The following is a 19532-nucleotide window of genomic DNA, read 5'->3' on the forward strand; positions in this document are numbered from 1 at the left end:
TTTTCTTCAATGTTTAAATCCAGTTCGCCACAATTCTTTGGTTTTTAATAATGCCAGATGCGGTAATGCAAGAAATTTATCCATATTGACGATAATTTACCGTCTACGTAGCATCGCCAGCGCTAAGTCCGAAATGAATATTTATACACCTTAAACCATTTCATTTTACGCTATAGGATTAATATGAAAAATATCAAAAAAGCGGTATTGATCTCTTTATTAGCCATTACCGCATCAGGGGCTTACGCCGCCGATCCGGTGAAAGGTAAAACGCTGATTGTGGCTATTTCACCTAATTCACCCCCAATGCTATTTAAAGACCAGAGCGGGAAGCTACAGGGCGTTGATCTCGAGATTTTCAATGATTATTGCAAGGCCCGCGGCTGCAAAATTGAAACCAAAGAGTATGACTGGGACGGCATGTTAGGTGCCGTAGCCAGCAAACAGGCTGACGTCGCGTTCTCCGGCATTTCCATCACCGATAAGCGTAAAAAAGTGATGGATTTCTCTGACTCCTATTACGAAAACTCGTTCAACCTTGTTAGCCTGGCGTCTAAAAAGTTGAAAATAACCGACCTGGCGCAGCTCAAAAAATACAGTATTGGCTACCCCCGCGGTATGGCGTATACCGATTTGATCAAAAGCGACCTGGAACCGAAGGGCTTCTATAACGTTGCCGATGTAAAGCTCTACCCGTCCTACAACGAAGCGGTGACCGATCTTAAAAACGGAAACCTGGATCTGGCCTTTATCGAAGAGCCGGTGTACGACAATTATCGCTTCCATCAAAAAATGCCGCTGGCTATCAGTTACTCTTTCAAAGGGGTGGATCACCTCGGCTTTGCGTTCCAGCAGGGCTCTCCGGTTCGCGACGACTTCAATGCTTATCTGAAACAATTAGGCCCGAAAAAGCTGGCCGCCATTATGGATAAATGGCTGAAATCATAACCCATGCTGGCTAAAGAGCTCTTCGATATTACGGGCCTGCTGCTGCATGGCGTGGTGTACACCTTTGTTATCACTCTGTCCTGTTTTGCAACGGCTTTTATTTCGGGGCTGGGAGTCGCCGCGCTGCGGCGGCTCACCGGCAGTCGCGTGGGGCGGATCCTTGATCTGATGGTGTTTATTCTGCGCGCTATTCCGGTCCTGGTACTGCTCTTCCTGATCTATTTCGGCCTGCCCGGGTTTGGCTTTAGCGTGCCTCCGCTTGTGGCAATGAATTTAAGCCTGGGATTAATCGGGGGCGCTTATCTGTCCGAAGTGTTTCGGGGGGCTCTGTTAGCGGTGGATGAGCAGGAAATGGCGGCTGCACGCGCCAGCGGTTTTAGCGCCTGGCAGATTTTATGCTTCATTGAGTTTCCGCAAATGCTGCGTTTTTCCGTCCCCGGCGTGATGAATGAACTGACGGCGATCCTGAAAAACACGCCCTTTGCCTACACCGTGGGCGTCACCGAGATCCTCGGGCAGGCAAAAGCACTGACCGCATCTACCATGCTTGGCATGAGCATCTACATGCTGGCGGGCGTGCTTTACTTCCTCATTTATAAGTTTTTTCAGATTGTTTTAACGAAAATTAAGAACCGCTATGCGGTGGAATAAGCTACGGGGGCGGGATGGCGATACTAACGGTAAAAAATCTCAGTAAGCGCTACGGTGAAAATGTTGTGCTTAGCGGTATCAATCTGGAAATAGAGACGGGTTGCACTCAGGTTATTATGGGCCCATCCGGCTGCGGAAAAACCACGTTAATTCGCTGCCTTAATCTGCTTGAGCTGCCCGACGCGGGAGAAATCTGTTTCCAGGGTGAAAATCTGCTGAAGGATCAGCGGAGCGCTCAGAGACTGCGCAACAAAATCGGCTTCGTGTTTCAGAGCTTTGCTTTATACCGCCATCTTAGCGTGCTCGATAATCTAACCCTGGCGCTGAGAAAGCTTCAGGGGAAGAGCAGGGCGCAGGCGAATGCGATGGCGCGGGAGGAGCTGGCCTATTTTGATATGTCTGCCCATGAGCAAAAGTTTCCGGCTCAGCTTTCCGGCGGGCAAAAACAGCGTGTAGCTTTGGCACGAAGCCTGGTGATGAAACCCGAGATTATCATTCTCGATGAGCCTACCTCCGCGCTGGATCCGCTGATGAGTCAGGAGGTGGCTCAGCTGATTAACCGGCTATCACACCGTAAGGTTACGACGGTTTGCGTCACGCATGATATTGCTTTTGCCGGGCAAATTAGTCAGAACGTGATATTTATGAGCGGCGGCGTGATTCAGGCTCAGGGGGCGGTGGAATATCTGGCGAAATGTGGCCTGCCACAGGTGGAAAAATTTTTTGGGAACACAAGTCATGGCTAGCAATCTGCTCAGTTTCTACCATGATTTTTTAGATCAGTGGCCGCTCATCATACGGGGGATTGGCGCCACGATAGGATTAACCGTTGCGATGTCGCTAACAGGTTTTCTCCTGGGTATCGTCGTTTTTTACTTTAGCCTTAGCCGCCGCCCAAAGGTGGCGCGTTTCGTTGAGCGCTACAAATCTTTTTTCATCGGCACGCCGCTAATCTGCATCATCTATATTCTTTATTACGGACTCCCGCAGCTGGCTATCCGGCTGACGCCATTTGAAGTCACCCTGCTGGGATTTACGCTGAATATTGCCGCCTACAATGCCGCTTATCTGCTTACGGCCTACAATGGGATGGACAAAACGCAGATAGAAGCCGCCGCCGCGCAAGGTTTTAGCCCGGCGCAAATCTACCTCTGGATCATACTGCCTCAGGTTTTACGGAGCTCAATTCCGGCGCTGACCAATCAGGTCATCTATAATCTGAAAGACAGTTCGCTGGCCTTTTTAGTGCAGTATCCGGAACTGTTTGCCCGTATGCAGGAGCTTGCGGCAGGCAATTTTGAATTTTTTAAAACCTATTCTCTGACGGCGCTCTTTTACGTGGTCATGGCGACGGTTATTTATATGCTTTCAAAACGGGTGGAAAAGCGCCTGCAAACGGCCTGAAACAGACGGTGATTAGCGGGTTACATGGTTGCAAAAGTCATGTATAATGCCTGACACTTCAATTAATTAAGTAATTGAAAAATATATTCTTTCCATCGACGCCTGTGAAGGCGACACCCGAGGAAGCTCAATGAGCGAAAAGTTACAAAAAGTGCTGGCTCGCGCTGGCCATGGTTCCCGTCGTGAGATTGAAACCATTATCTCTGCAGGCCGCGTAAGCGTTGACGGTAAAATTGCCACGCTGGGCGATCGCGTTGAAATTACCCAGTCGCTTAAAATCCGCATCGATGGTCATTTGATCTCCATCCGTGAATCAGCGGAACAGATCTGCCGCGTGCTGGCCTATTACAAGCCGGAAGGTGAGCTGTGTACCCGCAGCGACCCGGAAGGGCGCCCAACCGTTTTTGACCGTTTACCAAAGCTGCGCGGTGCACGCTGGATTGCCGTTGGGCGTCTGGACGTGAATACCTGTGGTTTACTGCTGTTCACCACCGACGGGGAGCTGGCAAATCGCCTGATGCACCCAAGCCGTGAAGTGGAGCGTGAATACTCCGTACGCGTGTTTGGCCAGGTGGATGACGACAAAGTAAGACAACTGTCTCGTGGCGTGCAGCTTGAAGATGGCCCGGCGGCGTTCAAAACCATCAAGTTCACCGGCGGGGAAGGCATTAACCAGTGGTATAACGTGACCCTGACCGAAGGCCGTAACCGTGAGGTTCGTCGCCTGTGGGAATCTGTCGGTGTTCAGGTGAGCCGCCTTATTCGCGTGCGTTACGGTGACATTAAGCTACCGAAAGGACTTCCGCGCGGGGGCTATACCGAGCTTGACCTGGCGCAGACAAACTACCTGCGTACGCTGGTGGAACTGCCGGAAGAAACCAGCAGTAAAGTGGCGGTAGAAAAAGATCGCCGCCGCATGAAAGCGAACCAGATTCGTCGTGCCGTGAAGCGTCACACCCAAGTGACCGGTGGTAACCGCCGCGCCAGCAGCAGCCGTAATAACGGCAGTGGCAGCTAAATCTTAACCCCTCTTTTGAGGGGTTTTTTATTAGTAATCAATACCCATCTGCGCCTTCACCCCGGCGTCAAACGCATGCTTAACCGGGCGGAGTTCGCTCACCGTGTCGGCCATCTCCAGAATATCGCGGTGACACCCGCGGCCAGTCACAATCACTGTCTGATTCGCCGGGCGGTTAGCCAGCGCGCTTAAGATGTCTTCCAGCGGCAGATAATCATAAGCCACCATGTAGGTCAGCTCGTCGAGGATCACCATATCCAGCGTGGCGTCTGCCAGCATCCGTTTGCCGTGCTCCCACACCGCAAGACAGGCGGCGGTATCCGTTTCCCGGTTTTGCGTTTCCCAGGTAAAGCCTGTCGCCATCACCTGAAACTCAACCCCGTGTGGCTCCAGCAGATTACGTTCGCCGTTCGGCCACTGGCCCTTGATAAACTGAATGACGCCGACTTTTTGGCCGTGGCCTACGGCGCGGGTAGCGGTGCCGAATGCGGCGGTTGTTTTACCTTTCCCGTTGCCGGTGAAGACTATCAGGATCCCGCGTTCCTGCTGGGCTTCTGCAATGCGCGCATCAACCTTTTCTTTCTGGCGCTGTTGGCGCTGCTGATAACGCTCTTCGCTCATTCTGAAATCCCCGGTTTACGGTTAGGCTGGGCATCAAAACTCATGCCGGTCTTACGGCGGCTGTCGTCGCCCATCAGCCAGAGATAAAGCGGCATTAAATCCCGGGGCGTTTTCAGTTTAGCCGGATCTTCCGTGGGGAAGGCGCTGGCGCGCATTGCGGTGCGAGTACCGCCAGGGTTGATGCAGTTTACGCGCAGGTTGTGCTGCTTATACTCCTCCGCCAGCACCTGCATCATGCCTTCCGTCGCGAACTTCGAGGCGGCGTAAGCGCCCCAGCCAGCGCGGCCCTGGCGACCCACGCTTGAGGTGGTGAACACCAGAGAGCCAGATTCGGATTTAAGTAATAAAGGAAGCAAAGCCTGAGTCAGGAAAAAGGTCGCATTGACGTTCACCTGCATGACGGCCTGCCAGGTGTCGGGATCCTGCTTGTCCATCGACACGACATCGCCAAGAATACCGGCATTATGCAGGACGCCATCGAGGCGGGGAACCAGCGCGCTAAGCTTGTTAGCCAGCGCATGGCAATCTCCCGACGTGGCGGTAGCCAGGTCAAGCGTGAACCAGTGCGCGGGGAGCAAACCGTGAGACTGGATCTCACCGGCGACGGCGCGGAGTTTTTGCTCATTGCGCCCCAGCAAAATCACCGAAGCACCAAATCTGGCATAGGTGAGTGCGGCGACGCGGCCGATGCCATCGCTGGCACCGGTCACTAAAATAATGCGATTTTTCAGTAAATTATCTTGCGGCTGATAGTGCACGGTTTTACTCCTCGCGTGATGCAATATGCTCACGTCTTATTTCTCGTTAAGTTACCTGGCTTTATGCCTTAAAGACGGGCGTATTTCAATCAGTCAGCCGGAGACAATGCTAAGGATTAACATTTTGCAAAAATTTCCCCGAGCCAAATCTTTTAAGGATGCCCTCATGCTGCCTTTATAGTTACTTACAGACGAACGTGTGCCCGCTCGGGTACACTGCGGAGATTAACAATGCTTGGTGATAAAGGCGGTAAATGTGGATCTGATTGCTGACTATGGACTTTTTTTGGCTAAAGCGGTGACCATCGTGGTGGCAATTGGTGCCGTTGCACTTATCCTGGTGAACGTTGCGCAACGTAAGAAACAGGGCCGGGGTGAACTAAGGCTGACGAATCTGAGCGAGCAGTATCAGGATGTACAGCAGGAGATGCAGGTCGCTATGCTCGACCCGCATCAGCAGAAGCTGTGGCTTAAAGAAGAAAAGAAAAAGCTTAAGCTCGAAGCGAAGCAGGCAAAGGCGCGGGCTAAACGTGGCGAAAAGGTCAGTTCAGGCAAGCCGACGCTTTACGTCCTCGACTTTAAAGGCAGTATGGATGCCCACGAAGTCAGCTCGCTCCGTGAAGAAATTACCGCCGTGCTATCGGTAGTTAAACCCAAGGATGAAGTTTTGCTGCGGCTGGAAAGCCCTGGCGGAGTAGTTCATGGCTACGGGCTAGCGGCATCACAGCTCCAGCGCTTGCGGGACAAAGCCGTGCCTTTAACCATTGCGGTGGATAAAGTGGCGGCTAGCGGCGGCTATATGATGGCGTGTGTGGCCCAGCGCATTGTGGCCGCGCCCTTCTCGATCATCGGCTCGATTGGCGTTGTCGCGCAAATCCCTAACTTCCATCGCCTGCTTAAGCGCAATGACATCGACGTGGAGCTGCACACCGCGGGGCAGTACAAGCGCACGCTGACCCTGCTGGGTGAGAACACTGAGCAGGGGCGTGAGAAGTTCAGGGAAGATCTCAACGAAACGCATCACCTGTTCAAACATTTTGTCAGCAGCATGCGTCCGGGCCTTGATATCGAATCAGTGGCTACGGGCGAGCACTGGTACGGTACCCAGGCGAAAGAAAAAGGTCTGGTTGATGACGTGGCGACCAGCGACGATCTGCTGCTGGGGATGATGAAAGATTTTGACGCTATTAATGTACGTTATTTGCAGCGCAAAAAAGTGATGGACCGCTTCACCGGTAGCGCGGCGAATAGCTTAGATCGCCTGCTGTTGCGCTGGTGGCAGCGTGGTGAAAAACCACTGCTGTAAAGCAAAAAAGCGAGGCGTTTAAGCCTCGCTTTTCGTTTAGCCCTGCAGCGAATACTTTTCTGACAGGACGTGGGCCAGGTGTTTAAACATATTAAACACCGCCGTACTCTTCGGAGTGGGCAAACCTTGTTCGTCCAGGAAGTATTCTCCACTAAAGACCAGCACGCCGTTTTTTTGCTCCACGCCGGTGGCTTCCATTCCGTGCAGGAAATCCTCATGTTCACGAATGATTTTGTTCGCCTCTGCGAGGAGGGATTCGCGGTCAATAGGCTGAGTTGTCTCTTGCATGATGTTCTCCTTAAAAAACTGGCGCTAGTTTACGTCCGCTTGAGGGAAAAGGGCAAATTTTCCCTGTAAACCCTGTGGCCTTAAAAAAGTTAACCGTGCTGGCGGGATCCGGTATTGCATGCTAATAAAGTTGCGTAACATATTTTATCAGGTAGAGTGTGACGCTTTCGCAAATCTGGCAACAGAATTGCTTGACATTCGACCAAACTTCCGTCGTGCTATGCCACTTGTTTGAGACTTTTGGCCTTCAATACCCGATGAGTGAGCCGTGGGTGTTGCAGGTTATTGAAAAAAAGAGTTGATCTCCTTCTACGCTGCCGCAATATAAAAAAGCGCGTCGCCAGTGGAAGGTGAAAATTTGCGACGTATTCCTGGAAGAATTAAATAGGTAAAGGTGAAAATGGGTAAAGCTCTCGTTATCGTTGAGTCCCCGGCAAAAGCCAAAACGATCAACAAATATCTCGGAAACGACTACGTGGTGAAGTCCAGCGTCGGTCATATCCGTGATTTGCCGACCAGTGGATCAACCACCAAGAAGAGCGCTGACTCTACCGCCGCCAAAGGGGCCAAAAAGGTCAAAAAGGATGAACGCGGAGCGCTCGTCAACCGTATGGGTGTCGATCCCTGGCATGACTGGGATGCTCATTACGAAGTGCTGCCTGGCAAGGAGAAAGTGGTCTCCGAGCTGAAATCACTGGCAGAAAAAGCAGACCACATCTATCTCGCAACCGACCTTGACCGCGAAGGGGAAGCCATTGCCTGGCACCTGCGGGAAGTTATCGGCGGCGACGACACCCGCTACAGCCGCGTGGTGTTTAATGAAATCACTAAGAATGCGATTCGTCAGGCGTTTGAAAAGCCGGGTGAACTGAATATTGACCGTGTGAATGCCCAGCAGGCGCGCCGTTTTATGGACCGCGTTGTGGGCTATATGGTGTCTCCGCTGCTGTGGAAAAAAATTGCGCGTGGCCTGTCTGCCGGGCGCGTTCAGTCCGTGGCGGTTCGCCTTGTAGTTGAACGTGAGCGCGAAATTAAAGCGTTCGTCCCGGAAGAATATTGGGAAATTGATGCCAACCTGTCGACGCCGAAGGGCGATGCGCTGCCGGTGCAGGTGAGTCACCATAAAGACAAACCATTCCGTCCGGTTAACCGCGAGCAGACCATGGCGGCCGTTAGCCTGCTTGAAAAAGCGCGTTACACCGTTCTGGATCGTGAAGACAAGCCGACCAGCAGCAAACCGGGGGCGCCGTTCATCACCTCCACGCTGCAGCAGGCTGCCAGCACCCGCCTTGGCTTCGGCGTGAAGAAAACCATGATGATGGCGCAGCGTCTTTACGAAGCGGGCCACATTACCTATATGCGTACTGACTCTACTAACCTGAGCCAGGACGCGGTGAGCATGGTACGCGGCTACATCGAAGAAAACTTCGGTAAGAAATACCTGCCGGCGGATGCCAATCAATACGCCAGCAAGGATAACTCTCAGGAAGCGCACGAAGCGATTCGTCCTTCTGACGTGGCCGTGCAGGCGGAAGCCTTAAAAGACATGGAGGCGGATGCCCAGAAGCTTTATCAGCTGATCTGGCGCCAGTTCGTCGCCTGCCAGATGACGCCAGCGAAATACGACTCCACCACGCTGACGGTGGAAGCCGGTGAGTACCGTCTGAAGGCGCGTGGCCGCACGCTGCGCTTTGATGGCTGGACGAAAGTGATGCCTGCGCTGCGCAAGGGGGATGAAGATCGCACCTTACCGGCGGTGAATCCGGGCGAATCTTTGACGCTGGTTGAACTGCTTCCAGCCCAGCACTTTACCAAGCCGCCTGCGCGTTTCAGCGAAGCGTCGCTGGTGAAAGAGCTGGAAAAACGCGGAATTGGCCGCCCGTCTACCTATGCCTCTATCATTTCAACCATTCAGGATCGTGGCTACGTGCGCGTTGAGAACCGCCGTTTCTACGCTGAAAAAATGGGTGAAATTGTTACCGATCGTCTGGAAGAGAACTTCCGCGAGCTGATGAATTACGACTTCACGGCGCAAATGGAAAACAGTCTTGACCAGGTGGCCAATAACCAGGCCGAATGGAAAGGCGTGCTGGACAACTTCTTCACTGATTTTAGCGGCCAGCTTGAGAAAGCGGAGCAGGATCCGGAAGAAGGCGGTATGCGTCCGAACCAGATGGTTCTGACCAGCATCGACTGCCCAACCTGCGGCCGTAAAATGGGGATCCGTACCGCGAGTACCGGCGTGTTCCTCGGCTGTTCTGGCTATGCGTTACCGCCGAAAGAGCGCTGCAAAACCACCATCAACCTGGTGCCGGAGAACGAAGTTCTTAACGTGCTGGAAGGTGACGATGCGGAAACTAACGCCCTGCGCGCCAAGCGTCGCTGCCAGAAGTGCGGCACGGCGATGGACAGCTACCTTATCGATCCGAAGCGCAAGCTGCACGTGTGCGGTAATAACCCGACCTGTGATGGCTACGAAATCGAAGAGGGTGAATTCCGCATCAAGGGGTATGACGGCCCAATCGTTGAGTGTGAGAAATGTGGCTCCGAAATGCACCTGAAAATGGGGCGTTTTGGCAAGTACATGGCTTGTACTAATGACGAGTGTAAAAATACCCGTAAGATCCTGCGTAACGGCGAAGTAGCGCCACCGAAGGAAGATCCGGTGCCGCTGCCAGAGTTGCCGTGTGAGAAGTCTGACGCGTATTTCGTGCTGCGTGATGGCGCCGCTGGCGTCTTCCTGGCCGCGAACACGTTCCCGAAATCTCGTGAAACGCGCGCGCCGCTGGTTGAAGAGCTGCATCGCTTCCGCGATCGCCTGCCGGAGAAGCTACGCTATCTGGCCGACGCTCCTCAGGAAGATCCAGAGGGGAATAAAGCGTTCGTTCGCTTTAGTCGTAAAACGAAGCAGCAATACGTGGCTTCTGATAAAGACGGTAAAGCGACCGGCTGGTCAGCCTTCTTCGTTGACGGCAAATGGGTCGTTGGTAAGAAGTAATTCTGCCTGAACCTGTGAAAACCGGAGCCTGTCTCCGGTTTTTTTATGGTGCTTTATATAACTCGTTTATTATCTTTTTATCCCATCTATACAAAGTAGCTATAACTGATATAGTGAGTAAAGCAATGTCAATTTTCGTTTTTTCTGCGTCTTAACCCCGCCCATTGCGCCGGGGCCTTTGACCCTGGACGGTAAGCTATGAAATTACAGCAGCTGCGTTATATCGTTGAAGTCGTAAACCACAATCTTAATGTCTCTTCTACGGCGGAAGGGCTCTATACCTCTCAGCCGGGGATCAGTAAGCAAGTTCGTATGCTGGAAGACGAGCTGGGGATACAAATATTTGCCCGAAGCGGAAAACACCTGACCCAGGTCACCCCTGCGGGGCAGGAAATTATTCGTATCGCCCGTGAAGTGCTGTCTAAAGTCGACGCCATCAAGTCCGTTGCCGGAGAACACACCTGGCCTGACAAAGGCTCGCTCTATGTGGCGACAACCCACACACAGGCCCGTTATGCGCTGCCTGGCGTGATTAAAGGCTTTATTGAGCGTTATCCTCGGGTTTCACTGCATATGCATCAGGGCTCGCCGACGCAGATTGCAGAGGCGGTTTCCAAAGGCAATGCCGATTTTGCTATCGCCACCGAAGCGCTTCATCTTTATGATGACCTGGTGATGCTGCCTTGCTACCACTGGAACCGCTCCATTGTGGTTACGCCGGATCACCCATTGGCGTCGAAAGAGTCGGTTAGCATCGAAGAGTTGGCGCAGTATCCGCTGGTCACCTACACCTTTGGTTTTACCGGCCGTTCCGAGTTGGACACTGCTTTTAACCGCGCAGGGTTAACGCCGCGAATCGTCTTTACCGCCACCGATGCCGATGTGATTAAAACCTATGTTCGCCTGGGACTCGGAGTAGGGGTCATTGCTAGCATGGCGGTAGATCCGATTTCAGACCCGGATTTAGTCCGTATCGAAGCCCAGGGCGTATTTAGCCACAGCACGACGAAAATAGGTTTCCGTCGCAGCACTTTCCTGCGCAGTTATATGTATGATTTTATTCAGCGTTTTGCGCCACATTTAACCCGTGACGTGGTGGATACCGCCGTGGCATTACGCTCGAACGAAGATATTGAAGCGATGTTTAAAGATATAAAATTACCCGCCAAATAATTCCCCAGGGTATCTTCGGCGCATCCGAAGATACCCGAGTCATTATTAAACAAGAATTAAACGCATTTCTTCGTTATTCCCATTCCCTCAAATAAGCCACATCCTGTTAATGGTTATTGTGTCGCAATTAAGAGACACAGCTAGTAAATAATTCGTGGTTGCGCAAACCTGGTGTTTCGATTATTTATTTCAGGTCAAAAGATTAAATCTTTTCTCCTGCTTATTGCGCAATTTTTCTGGCTTTTGAGCTAGAGTTTCTTTAGGATTAATCCCAACTGGCGATTAGTTATACCGATTGTTTAGAAACGTTACGATAAGTGGTGTCGATTGTATGAGGCTAGCAATGTCATCAGGCAGTGAGGAATCGCAGCAGGATCCATCCCTGAAACGCAAGGCATGGATCGCGGTGTTTTTGGTGTCAGCCTTGTTCTGGCTGGTTGTGGCGCTGGTTGCCTGGCATTTTTGGGGGTAGCTATGTCTACTCGGGATAGGGTTCCTGCACCTAAAGTTGTGGCCCGCAACAGCGGCAAACCACGAAAAGACGTTAAGAAAGAGGGAAGCACGACACCTGAAGGCTGGACGCTGACGAAACAGCAGCAGGCCTTTATTGATTTGTTTTCTGAAGACGATAGCAAAAAACAATAAAATCGTTATTGAATTGTTTATTTTTTCTGCGGAATTAAAAGTGCTTTTTATTTACCGCAGGGTAACCTGTTATTCACTATTAATTACACACAGCAATACATTCTGGTGATTGCTTAATTAAGCAGTCTTGTTGCATATAGTCACATTGAGTTAACTCTATGAATAATCACAATGCCGTGAAATACTGGTCATGGATCGGTGCTTTCACGCTGTCTGCCTTGTTTTGGGTAGAAGTGTTGCGTGTCTTCGCGAATTAATCTTCGTTGAGTGGCTGAGCGCCGCTGTCATACTGCTTCGAATAATGCTCCCGATTCGCCTCTCGCCCCGACATTCCGTTGGGGCGTTTGTTTATTCACGGTTTATTCCCTTCGCCTCATTTATCAATTTGGGTTGTTATCAAATCGTTACGGCAGGTTTGTGTTATCTTTAATAGTGACCCTGCGAATAATCAGGGCACTCGCTATCCCTGTCATAAAGGAGGAGCTATGTCGTTAACCCTACGCGAAGCCAGTAAGGACACTCTACGGGCGCTAAATAAAACCTGGCATTACTACAGCTTGCCGCTGGCCGCAAAAGAGCTGGGGGATATCAGCCGGTTACCTAAGTCGCTAAAAGTTTTACTGGAGAACCTGCTGCGCTGGCAGGATGAAGACTCCGTCACCCGCGAAGATATTCATGCCCTGGCCGGCTGGCTGAAACAGGCCCACGCCGACCGCGAAATTGCCTATCGTCCTGCCAGGGTACTGATGCAGGACTTCACCGGCGTACCGGCGGTGGTCGATCTTGCCGCAATGCGTGAGGCGGTTAAGCGCCTCGGCGGTGATGTGGCGAAAGTTAACCCGCTTTCCCCGGTCGATTTGGTGATTGACCACTCGGTGACCGTCGACCATTTCGGCGACAACGATGCCTTCGAGGAAAACGTTCGTCTTGAAATGGAGCGCAACCACGAGCGCTATGTCTTTCTACGCTGGGGCCAGCAGGCCTTCAGCCGTTTCAGCGTTGTGCCACCCGGTACCGGCATTTGCCACCAGGTGAACCTTGAGTACCTGGGCAAAGCCGTCTGGAGTGAAGAACAGAACGGCGAACTTGTCGCTTACCCTGACACGCTGGTTGGCACCGACTCGCATACCACGATGATTAATGGCCTTGGCGTGCTGGGTTGGGGAGTGGGCGGTATCGAAGCTGAAGCGGCGATGCTGGGCCAGCCGGTATCTATGCTGATCCCCGATGTGGTCGGCTTTAAGCTAGAGGGTAAACTGCGGGAAGGGATCACCGCGACGGACCTTGTGCTGACCGTCACCCAGATGCTGCGTAAACACGGCGTAGTGGGCAAATTTGTTGAGTTTTACGGCGACGGGCTTGATTCTCTGCCGCTCGCCGACCGGGCAACTATCGCCAACATGTCTCCTGAATACGGTGCGACCTGCGGTTTCTTCCCGATCGACGGCGTAACGCTGGAATATATGCGCCTCAGCGGGCGTAGTGAAGAGCAGGTGGCTCTGGTTGAAGCTTACGCTAAGGCGCAGGGCATGTGGCGCAATACGGGGGATGAACCCGTGTTTACCAGCACGCTCTCTTTAAACATGCATGACGTTGAGGCAAGCCTGGCCGGGCCAAAACGCCCGCAGGATCGTGTCCCACTCGGTGGAGTGCCAAAAGCGTTTGCCGCCAGCAACGAGCTTGAAGTCAACGCTTCCCACAAAGATCGTCATCCGGTCAGCTACACGCTGGCGGGCGAAGAGCATCAATTGCCGGATGGCGCCGTGGTGATTGCCGCTATCACCTCCTGTACCAACACGTCAAACCCCAGCGTGCTGATGGCGGCAGGGTTGCTGGCTAAAAAAGCCGTCAGTCTGGGGCTGAAGCCGCAGCCCTGGGTGAAGGCCTCGCTTGCGCCGGGATCTAAGGTGGTCTCGGATTATCTGGCGAAAGCCAAATTAACCCCATACCTTGATGAGCTGGGCTTTAACCTGGTGGGTTACGGCTGTACTACATGCATAGGCAACTCTGGTCCGCTGCCCGATCCTATCGAGCAGGCGATTAAAAAAGGCGATCTTACCGTGGGCGCGGTGCTTTCCGGCAACCGCAACTTTGAAGGCCGTATTCACCCGCTGGTGAAAACGAACTGGCTGGCCTCACCGCCGCTTGTCGTCGCCTACGCGCTGGCTGGCAACATGAACATCGACCTGACTAAAGAGCCATTAGGGCAGAATAAAAATGGCGCTGACGTCTACCTGAAAGACATCTGGCCGGGCAGCCAGGAAATTGCTGCGGCTGTCGCGCAGGTGACTACCGAGATGTTCCACAAAGAATATGCTGAAGTGTTTGAAGGTACCGAAGAGTGGCGCAGCATTGAGGTGGCGCGGTCGGCCACCTACGGCTGGCAGGACGACTCAACCTATATCCGACTGTCGCCGTTCTTTGACGAGATGGGCGCCGAGCCAAAACCAGTGGAAGATATTCACGGGGCTAACGTGCTGGCGATGCTGGGGGATTCGGTCACTACCGACCATATTTCCCCGGCGGGGAGCATTAAACCTGACAGCCCGGCGGGGCGCTACCTGCAGGGGCATGGCGTAGAGCGCAGAGATTTTAACTCCTACGGTTCGCGTCGCGGTAACCATGAAGTAATGATGCGCGGGACGTTTGCCAACATTCGTATTCGCAACGAGATGGTGCCGGGCGTTGAAGGCGGCATGACGCGGTTACTGCCGGGTGAAGAAGTTCTGTCTATTTATGACGCTGCAATGCGTTACAAAGAGCGGGGCATTCCGCTGGCGGTAATCGCCGGGAAAGAGTATGGCTCCGGTTCAAGCCGCGACTGGGCGGCCAAAGGCCCTCGCTTGCTGGGCGTACGGGTGGTCATTGCCGAATCGTTCGAACGCATTCACCGCTCGAACCTTATCGGCATGGGCATTTTACCGCTGGAGTTCCCTCAGGGCGTCACGCGAAAAACGCTGGGGCTAACGGGGGAGGAAAAGCTGGATATTAGCGGGTTAAACCAACTGAAGCCTGGCGCCAGCGTCCCGGTTACGCTGACCTTTGCCGATGGGCGCCAACAGGTCATTGATTGCCGCTGCCGCATTGATACCGGCAATGAGCTGACCTATTTCCGTCACGACGGCATCCTGCATTATGTGATCAGGAATATGCTGAAGTAAGAAACGACAAAGCCCCTGAAAAGGGGCTTTTTTACGAGATGAGCGTCTTTACTCAGACAACAGATGGCCCATTTTGGCTGCTTTGGTGTCGAGATAATGCGCATTTTTCGGGTTGCGTCCGACGATGAGGGGTACGCGCTCAACAATGTTGATCCCGGCTTCAGTCAAAATTTCGACTTTTTTCGGGTTGTTGGTGAGTAAACGCACGGCATCCACGCCCAGCAGTTTGAACATGTCGGCGCACAGCGTAAAGTCACGTTCGTCGGCGGCAAAGCCGAGCTGGTGATTAGCCTCTACCGTGTCGTAGCCTTTATCCTGCAGCGCATAGGCTCGGATTTTATTCAGCAGCCCGATATTACGGCCTTCCTGGCGATGGTAAAGCAGCACGCCACGCCCTTGTTCAGCAATGTGGGTTAACGCGGCTTCAAGCTGGAAGCCGCAGTCACAGCGCAGGCTGAACAGCGCATCACCGGTCAGACATTCGGAGTGGACGCGTGCGAGCACGGGCTCTTCACCGCTAATATCACCGAAAACCAGGGCAACATGATCCTGCCCCGTTGCCACTTCTTCAAAACCCACCATCAGGAAATCGCCCCAGGGGGTTGGCAGTTTGGCTTCTGCCACACGTTTAAGCTGCATGTGATTCTCCAGGTACTTATTTTGACACCGTGGTGTCTGCCAGAAGTCTGGCCTGTACGTTAATGTCAGATATTTTGCCATAACGCGCGGTCGTTCGCTTCATTGACAGATTAAAAAGCCATTTTTGCCAATGACGGCCTCGCGGTTTAACCTTCCTGGGCATTTTTCGGTTATTCTTTAAAGGCTTTCATTATCATGAGGTTTTCATGCAGGCAATAGCAAAACGCATCACCGCAGGCACAACGCTTCTGTTAATCATGCCGTTAATCGTCTGGTTCAGCGGCTGGGAATGGGCCCCTGGAGGCGATGAAAGCGTGTTAAAAATGCTTTATTGGGTCACTGAGACCGTGACGCAGCCCTGGGGCGTCATTACGCATGTTGTGCTTTGTGCCTGGTTTCTGTGGTGCCTGCGTTATCGCCTTAAGCCTGCGCTAATGTTATTTGCTATCCTAGCTGCCGCTATCCTTATAGGTCAGGGCATTAAGTCCGTTATCAAGAACAAAGTGCAGGAACCCCGGCCATTCGTCGTCTGGCTGGAAAAAACTCACCATATCACTACCGACCAGTTCTACACTTTAAAGCGTACTCAGCGTGCGGAACTGGTGAAAGCGCAGCTGGAAGGGCAGGATGAAATTCCCGGCTGGTTACGCAAACACTGGCAGTTCGAAACCGGCTTCGCTTTTCCTTCTGGTCACACGATGTTTGCTGCCAGTTGGGCGCTGTTGGGCGTAGGATTACTTTGGCCGCGCAGGCGGACGTTTACCCTGGCGGTATTGTTGTTATGGGCAACTGGCGTAATGGGAAGTCGACTGTGGCTGGGCATGCATTGGCCACGTGACCTGGTTGTCGCCACGATTATCTCTGGTTTGTTAGTTATTCTGGCGACGTGGCTGGCGCAGCGCTGGTGTGGGCCGCTGACTCCGCCGGCAGAAGAAGACCAGGAAATAGCCGAACGGCATGAAAAAAGTTGAGAATAGCGTTTTAACCCCCATTTCTTATGCATTCGGGGAGGTTAATGGATTCCCCGGTTTCGCCTGAAATGGTAGTTTATACCTACGGGACTCATTTTTGGCATAGCTAAGCCAGCTGTGACCACATAACGGGATGTCATGTGAAATATTTACTCATTTTCTTACTGGTACTTGCCATCTTTGTGGTGTCTATCACTTTAGGGGCGCAAAACGATCAGGTTGTGAACTTTAATTACCTGTTAGCGCAAGGCGAGTACCGGGTGTCTACTTTGCTGGCGACGCTGTTTGCGGCAGGGTTTATTCTTGGATGGCTGATTTGCGGTCTGTTCTGGCTGCGCGTCCGTGTGTCCCTGGCCCGTGCTGAGCGAAAAATTAAACGTCTTGAGCAGCAGGTTACCCCTACTACTGATGTTTCGGCGCCCGTTGTGCCGGCCGTGAAGGAATAATCTTTTATGTTGGAACTGCTGTTTCTGCTGTTACCCGTTGCAGCCGCTTATGGCTGGTACATGGGGCGCAGAAGTGCGCTGCAAGACAAACAGCAGGAGGCCAGTCGCCTTTCTCGCGATTATGTCGCCGGGGTGAACTTCCTGTTGGCTAACCAGCAGGACAAAGCGGTCGATCTGTTCCTCGATATGCTTAAAGAGGACACCGGCACCGTTGAAGCTCACCTCACGTTAGGGAATCTCTTCCGCCAGCGTGGCGAGGTTGATCGGGCCATTCGTATCCACCAGTCGCTGATGGAAAGCGCGTCGCTCAACTACGACCAGCGTCTGCTTGCCGTGCAGCAACTCGGCAAAGACTACATGGCCGCCGGGCTTTATGACCGCGCCGAAGATATGTTCAGCCAGCTTATCGACGAAACCGACTTCCGCATCAGCGCGCTGCAGCAGCTGCTGCAAATTCACCAGGCAACAAGCGACTGGCAGAAAGCCATCGACGTGGCCGAACGGCTGGTTAAGCTCGGCAAAGACAAACAGCGTGTGGAAATCGCGCACTTCTACTGTGAACTTGCGCTGCAAAACATTGGCAATGACGACACGGACAAGGCCATGTCCCTGCTTAAAAAAGGGGCGGCTGCGGATAAAAATTGCGCCCGGGTCTCCATCATGATGGGGCGTATTTTCATGGAAAAAGGCGAATATGCCAAAGCGGTAGACTCGTTAAAACGCGTAATTGAGCAAGATAGCGAACTGGTCAGCGAAACGCTGGAGATGCTGCAGGTGTGCTATCAGCAGCTAGGCAAACCTGACGAGTGGGAAACTTTCCTCAAGCGTTGCGTGGAAGAAAACAGCGGGGCGGTGGCAGAGCTTATGCTGGCGAGTATTCTCGAGCAGCGCGAAGGCGCTGAAACGGCCCAGATGTATATCAACCGTCAACTGCAAAGGCATCCAACAATGCGGGTATTCCATCGTCTGATGGATTACCACCTGCATGAGGCGGAGGAAGGGCGAGCGAAAGAAAGCTTGATGGTACTGAGGGATATGGTTGGCGAGCAAATTCGCACCAAGCCCCGCTATCGCTGTCAAAAATGCGGCTTTACTGCCTACACCATGTACTGGCATTGCCCGTCCTGCCGCGCCTGGTCAACGGTGAAACCAATTCGCGGGCTGGATGGGCAATAGCCCGCGTTTTTTAAAAACCCATATTTTAGTTACAACATACTAATAAATGCTTCATCGTCCCCAGTTTCAGCATCGTGCAACTTTCGCTTAGCAGGGGGCAATCGCGGCTGTAAATTTACCTGGCTGACGAGTAGAATGCTGCCGTTTAACTTTTTTGCGCCGCGCTGGTGCCCAACAGTCAGAAGGTTTTGCCATGAATTCAACTGCGTCATCCTCCTCCCGTGTTGCCACTGAATCGCCGATAGTCGTTGCTCTTGATTATGATAATCGCGATAGCGCCCTGGCCTTTGTCGACCGTATCGACCCGCGCGACTGCCGTCTGAAAGTTGGGAAGGAGATGTTTACCCTGTTTGGTCCACAGCTGGTGGGCGACCTGCAACAGCGCGGGTTTGATGTCTTCCTCGATCTGAAATTCCACGATATCCCGAACACCACCGCGCGGGCCGTAGCTGCTGCTGCAGAAATGGGCGTGTGGATGGTCAACGTTCATGCTACGGGTGGAGCCCGAATGATGTGCGCCGCAAAAGAAGCACTTGCCCCATTTGGGAAAGATGCGCCGTTGCTGATCGCCGTTACCGTTTTGACCAGCATGGAAGCCAGCGACCTGGCCGATCTGGGCATTACCGCCAGCCCGGCAGATTATGCCGAGCGTCTTGCGGCGCTGACCAAAGAGTGTGGCCTGGACGGCGTAGTGTGCTCTGCGCAAGAAGCGGTACGTTTTAAGGCGGCATTAGGCCGAGAATTCAAGCTTATTACCCCTGGCATTCGCCCGATTGGCAGTGATGCCGGCGACCAGCGCCGCATCATGACACCGCAGCAGGCTCAGCAAGCCGGGGTAGACTTTATGGTCATTGGGCGTCCGATCACCCAATCTGCTGACCCGGCGCAGACTTTGCGCGATATTCGCGCCTCGCTGGTGCAGGGGGCTTGATGAAAGACAATAACAGCCGGCTGGTTTACTCCACGGAAACCGGGCGTATAGACGAACCTAAAGTTGAAGTTCAGCGCCCAAAAGGCGACGGCATTGTGCGCATTCAAAAGCAGACCAGCGGCCGCAAAGGGAAGGGCGTATGCCTGATTTCTGGTATTGATGCCGACGATGCGACGCTGGCAGCCATTGCTGCGGAGCTGAAAAAGAAATGTGGCTGCGGTGGGGCGGTCAAAGACGGCGTGATTGAAATCCAGGGCGATAAGCGCGATTTGATAAAATCATTGCTTGAAGCGAAAGGCATGAAAGTGAAACTCGCGGGCGGGTAATTCGGAATAATATTAATTATTGGGCCACGGCAAATACCGTGGCCTTTTATTTTTACTGCTGTTAGTCAGACC

The 19532-nt window shown here is 52.9% G+C and carries 21 protein-coding genes; 17 read left to right on the top strand and 4 right to left on the bottom strand.

Translation table 11 applies throughout. The features are described 5' to 3' along the window. Nucleotides 1–183: 183 nt before the first annotated feature. The 5 genes from F3J28_RS05135 to rluB all read left to right on the top strand — a co-directional run bounded on the left by F3J28_RS05135 (nt 184) and on the right by rluB (nt 4021). Nucleotides 184–948, top strand: a complete 765-nt coding sequence (locus F3J28_RS05135) for a transporter substrate-binding domain-containing protein (RefSeq protein ID WP_166863552.1) — start codon at nt 184–186, stop codon at nt 946–948. Between the two features lie 3 nt (nt 949–951). Beyond that, entirely contained in the window at nt 952–1599 is a 648-nt protein-coding gene (locus tag F3J28_RS05140) for an amino acid ABC transporter permease (protein ID WP_166873384.1), read from the top strand. Nucleotides 1600–1613: 14 nt separating this feature from the next. Beyond that, complete coding sequence (locus F3J28_RS05145; protein WP_166873387.1) at nt 1614–2345, top strand: amino acid ABC transporter ATP-binding protein; 732 nt, start codon at nt 1614–1616, stop codon at nt 2343–2345. After that, entirely contained in the window at nt 2338–3003 is a 666-nt protein-coding gene (locus F3J28_RS05150; protein ID WP_166873390.1) for an amino acid ABC transporter permease, read from the top strand. The genes F3J28_RS05145 and F3J28_RS05150 overlap by 8 nt, the downstream gene beginning before the upstream one ends. A 130-nt stretch (nt 3004–3133) precedes the next feature. After that, nucleotides 3134–4021: a 23S rRNA pseudouridine(2605) synthase RluB gene (gene rluB, locus F3J28_RS05155; RefSeq protein ID WP_166873393.1), complete on the top strand. Its 888-nt coding sequence runs from the start codon at nt 3134–3136 to the stop codon at nt 4019–4021. 30 nt (nt 4022–4051) lie between these two features. Here rluB and cobO read toward each other — a convergent pair whose 3' ends face one another. Then, nucleotides 4052–4642 carry a cob(I)yrinic acid a,c-diamide adenosyltransferase gene (cobO, locus tag F3J28_RS05160; RefSeq protein ID WP_166873396.1) on the bottom strand — a complete coding sequence of 197 codons (591 nt, stop codon included), beginning with the start codon at nt 4640–4642 and terminating at the stop codon, nt 4052–4054. After that, nucleotides 4639–5400 carry a YciK family oxidoreductase gene (locus F3J28_RS05165; protein ID WP_166873398.1) on the bottom strand — a complete coding sequence of 254 codons (762 nt, stop codon included), beginning with the start codon at nt 5398–5400 and terminating at the stop codon, nt 4639–4641. Before F3J28_RS05165 ends, cobO begins: the two co-directional genes overlap by 4 nt. Before the next feature lie 256 nt (nt 5401–5656). Here F3J28_RS05165 and sohB point away from each other — a divergent pair, with 256 nt between their 5' ends. Continuing rightward, nucleotides 5657–6706: a protease SohB gene (gene sohB, locus F3J28_RS05170; protein WP_166873401.1), complete on the top strand. Its 1050-nt coding sequence runs from the start codon at nt 5657–5659 to the stop codon at nt 6704–6706. Nucleotides 6707–6742: 36 nt separating this feature from the next. On the opposite strand, the gene F3J28_RS05175 is transcribed toward sohB, so the two are convergent. Continuing rightward, a complete protein-coding gene (locus tag F3J28_RS05175; protein ID WP_166863569.1) occupies nt 6743–6994 on the bottom strand; it encodes a YciN family protein in 252 nt (83 codons plus the stop codon). Between the two features lie 400 nt (nt 6995–7394). Here F3J28_RS05175 and topA point away from each other — a divergent pair, with 400 nt between their 5' ends. The 6 genes from topA to acnA all read left to right on the top strand — a co-directional run bounded on the left by topA (nt 7395) and on the right by acnA (nt 14971). Next, entirely contained in the window at nt 7395–9992 is a 2598-nt protein-coding gene (gene topA, locus F3J28_RS05180) for a type I DNA topoisomerase (protein WP_008461318.1), read from the top strand. A 198-nt stretch (nt 9993–10190) separates the two neighbouring features. Continuing rightward, complete coding sequence (gene cysB / locus F3J28_RS05185) at nt 10191–11165, top strand: HTH-type transcriptional regulator CysB (protein ID WP_008461319.1); 975 nt, start codon at nt 10191–10193, stop codon at nt 11163–11165. 343 nt (nt 11166–11508) lie between these two features. After that, nucleotides 11509–11637, top strand: coding sequence for a YmiA family putative membrane protein (locus F3J28_RS05190; RefSeq protein ID WP_166873404.1), 129 nt, complete (start codon nt 11509–11511; stop codon nt 11635–11637). A 2-nt stretch (nt 11638–11639) separates the two neighbouring features. Then, the gene (locus F3J28_RS22435) at nt 11640–11810 is read left to right on the top strand and encodes a YciX family protein (protein WP_286177943.1); all 171 of its coding nucleotides are present in this window, start codon (nt 11640–11642) and stop codon (nt 11808–11810) included. A 158-nt stretch (nt 11811–11968) separates the two neighbouring features. Further along, nucleotides 11969–12067, top strand: coding sequence for a small membrane protein YmiC (gene ymiC, locus F3J28_RS22440; RefSeq protein WP_273969969.1), 99 nt, complete (start codon nt 11969–11971; stop codon nt 12065–12067). Between the two features lie 228 nt (nt 12068–12295). Next, on the top strand, nt 12296–14971 hold the full coding sequence (acnA, locus tag F3J28_RS05195) for an aconitate hydratase AcnA (RefSeq protein WP_166873407.1): 2676 nt from the start codon (nt 12296–12298) through the stop codon (nt 14969–14971). Nucleotides 14972–15019: 48 nt separating this feature from the next. On the opposite strand, the gene ribA is transcribed toward acnA, so the two are convergent. Beyond that, complete coding sequence (ribA, locus tag F3J28_RS05200; protein ID WP_008461322.1) at nt 15020–15610, bottom strand: GTP cyclohydrolase II; 591 nt, start codon at nt 15608–15610, stop codon at nt 15020–15022. A 206-nt stretch (nt 15611–15816) separates the two neighbouring features. Between ribA and pgpB the strand changes: the two genes are divergently transcribed. The 5 genes from pgpB (at nt 15817) to yciH (ending at nt 19460) form a co-directional block, all read left to right on the top strand. After that, a complete protein-coding gene (gene pgpB, locus F3J28_RS05205) occupies nt 15817–16581 on the top strand; it encodes a phosphatidylglycerophosphatase B (RefSeq protein ID WP_166873410.1) in 765 nt (254 codons plus the stop codon). Between the two features lie 140 nt (nt 16582–16721). Then, complete coding sequence (locus tag F3J28_RS05210) at nt 16722–17027, top strand: LapA family protein (RefSeq protein ID WP_008461324.1); 306 nt, start codon at nt 16722–16724, stop codon at nt 17025–17027. A 6-nt stretch (nt 17028–17033) separates the two neighbouring features. Beyond that, nucleotides 17034–18203, top strand: a complete 1170-nt coding sequence (gene lapB / locus F3J28_RS05215) for a lipopolysaccharide assembly protein LapB (RefSeq protein ID WP_166863585.1) — start codon at nt 17034–17036, stop codon at nt 18201–18203. 193 nt (nt 18204–18396) lie between these two features. Then, nucleotides 18397–19134 carry an orotidine-5'-phosphate decarboxylase gene (gene pyrF, locus F3J28_RS05220; protein ID WP_166873413.1) on the top strand — a complete coding sequence of 246 codons (738 nt, stop codon included), beginning with the start codon at nt 18397–18399 and terminating at the stop codon, nt 19132–19134. Next, nucleotides 19134–19460, top strand: a complete 327-nt coding sequence (yciH, locus tag F3J28_RS05225) for a stress response translation initiation inhibitor YciH (protein ID WP_166873417.1) — start codon at nt 19134–19136, stop codon at nt 19458–19460. The genes pyrF and yciH overlap by 1 nt, the downstream gene beginning before the upstream one ends. Nucleotides 19461–19532 lie beyond the last annotated feature (72 nt).

It is taken from the genome of Enterobacter sp. Ap-1006, assembly GCF_011752835.1.
Classification (GTDB): domain Bacteria; phylum Pseudomonadota; class Gammaproteobacteria; order Enterobacterales; family Enterobacteriaceae; genus Cedecea.

Coding starts and splice junctions, on each gene's coding strand:
- pgpB (WP_166873410.1), top strand. CDS start 15,817: ATGCAGGCAATAGCAAAACGCATCACCGCAGGCACAACGCTTCTGTTA.
- F3J28_RS22435 (WP_286177943.1), top strand. CDS start 11,640: ATGTCTACTCGGGATAGGGTTCCTGCACCTAAAGTTGTGGCCCGCAAC.
- ribA (WP_008461322.1), bottom strand. CDS start 15,610: ATGCAGCTTAAACGTGTGGCAGAAGCCAAACTGCCAACCCCCTGGGGC.
- cysB (WP_008461319.1), top strand. CDS start 10,191: ATGAAATTACAGCAGCTGCGTTATATCGTTGAAGTCGTAAACCACAAT.
- ymiC (WP_273969969.1), top strand. CDS start 11,969: ATGAATAATCACAATGCCGTGAAATACTGGTCATGGATCGGTGCTTTC.
- F3J28_RS05140 (WP_166873384.1), top strand. CDS start 952: ATGCTGGCTAAAGAGCTCTTCGATATTACGGGCCTGCTGCTGCATGGC.
- acnA (WP_166873407.1), top strand. CDS start 12,296: ATGTCGTTAACCCTACGCGAAGCCAGTAAGGACACTCTACGGGCGCTA.
- F3J28_RS05175 (WP_166863569.1), bottom strand. CDS start 6,994: ATGCAAGAGACAACTCAGCCTATTGACCGCGAATCCCTCCTCGCAGAG.
- pyrF (WP_166873413.1), top strand. CDS start 18,397: ATGAATTCAACTGCGTCATCCTCCTCCCGTGTTGCCACTGAATCGCCG.
- lapB (WP_166863585.1), top strand. CDS start 17,034: ATGTTGGAACTGCTGTTTCTGCTGTTACCCGTTGCAGCCGCTTATGGC.
- F3J28_RS05190 (WP_166873404.1), top strand. CDS start 11,509: ATGTCATCAGGCAGTGAGGAATCGCAGCAGGATCCATCCCTGAAACGC.
- rluB (WP_166873393.1), top strand. CDS start 3,134: ATGAGCGAAAAGTTACAAAAAGTGCTGGCTCGCGCTGGCCATGGTTCC.
- F3J28_RS05150 (WP_166873390.1), top strand. CDS start 2,338: ATGGCTAGCAATCTGCTCAGTTTCTACCATGATTTTTTAGATCAGTGG.
- yciH (WP_166873417.1), top strand. CDS start 19,134: ATGAAAGACAATAACAGCCGGCTGGTTTACTCCACGGAAACCGGGCGT.
- topA (WP_008461318.1), top strand. CDS start 7,395: ATGGGTAAAGCTCTCGTTATCGTTGAGTCCCCGGCAAAAGCCAAAACG.
- cobO (WP_166873396.1), bottom strand. CDS start 4,642: ATGAGCGAAGAGCGTTATCAGCAGCGCCAACAGCGCCAGAAAGAAAAG.
- F3J28_RS05145 (WP_166873387.1), top strand. CDS start 1,614: ATGGCGATACTAACGGTAAAAAATCTCAGTAAGCGCTACGGTGAAAAT.
- F3J28_RS05135 (WP_166863552.1), top strand. CDS start 184: ATGAAAAATATCAAAAAAGCGGTATTGATCTCTTTATTAGCCATTACC.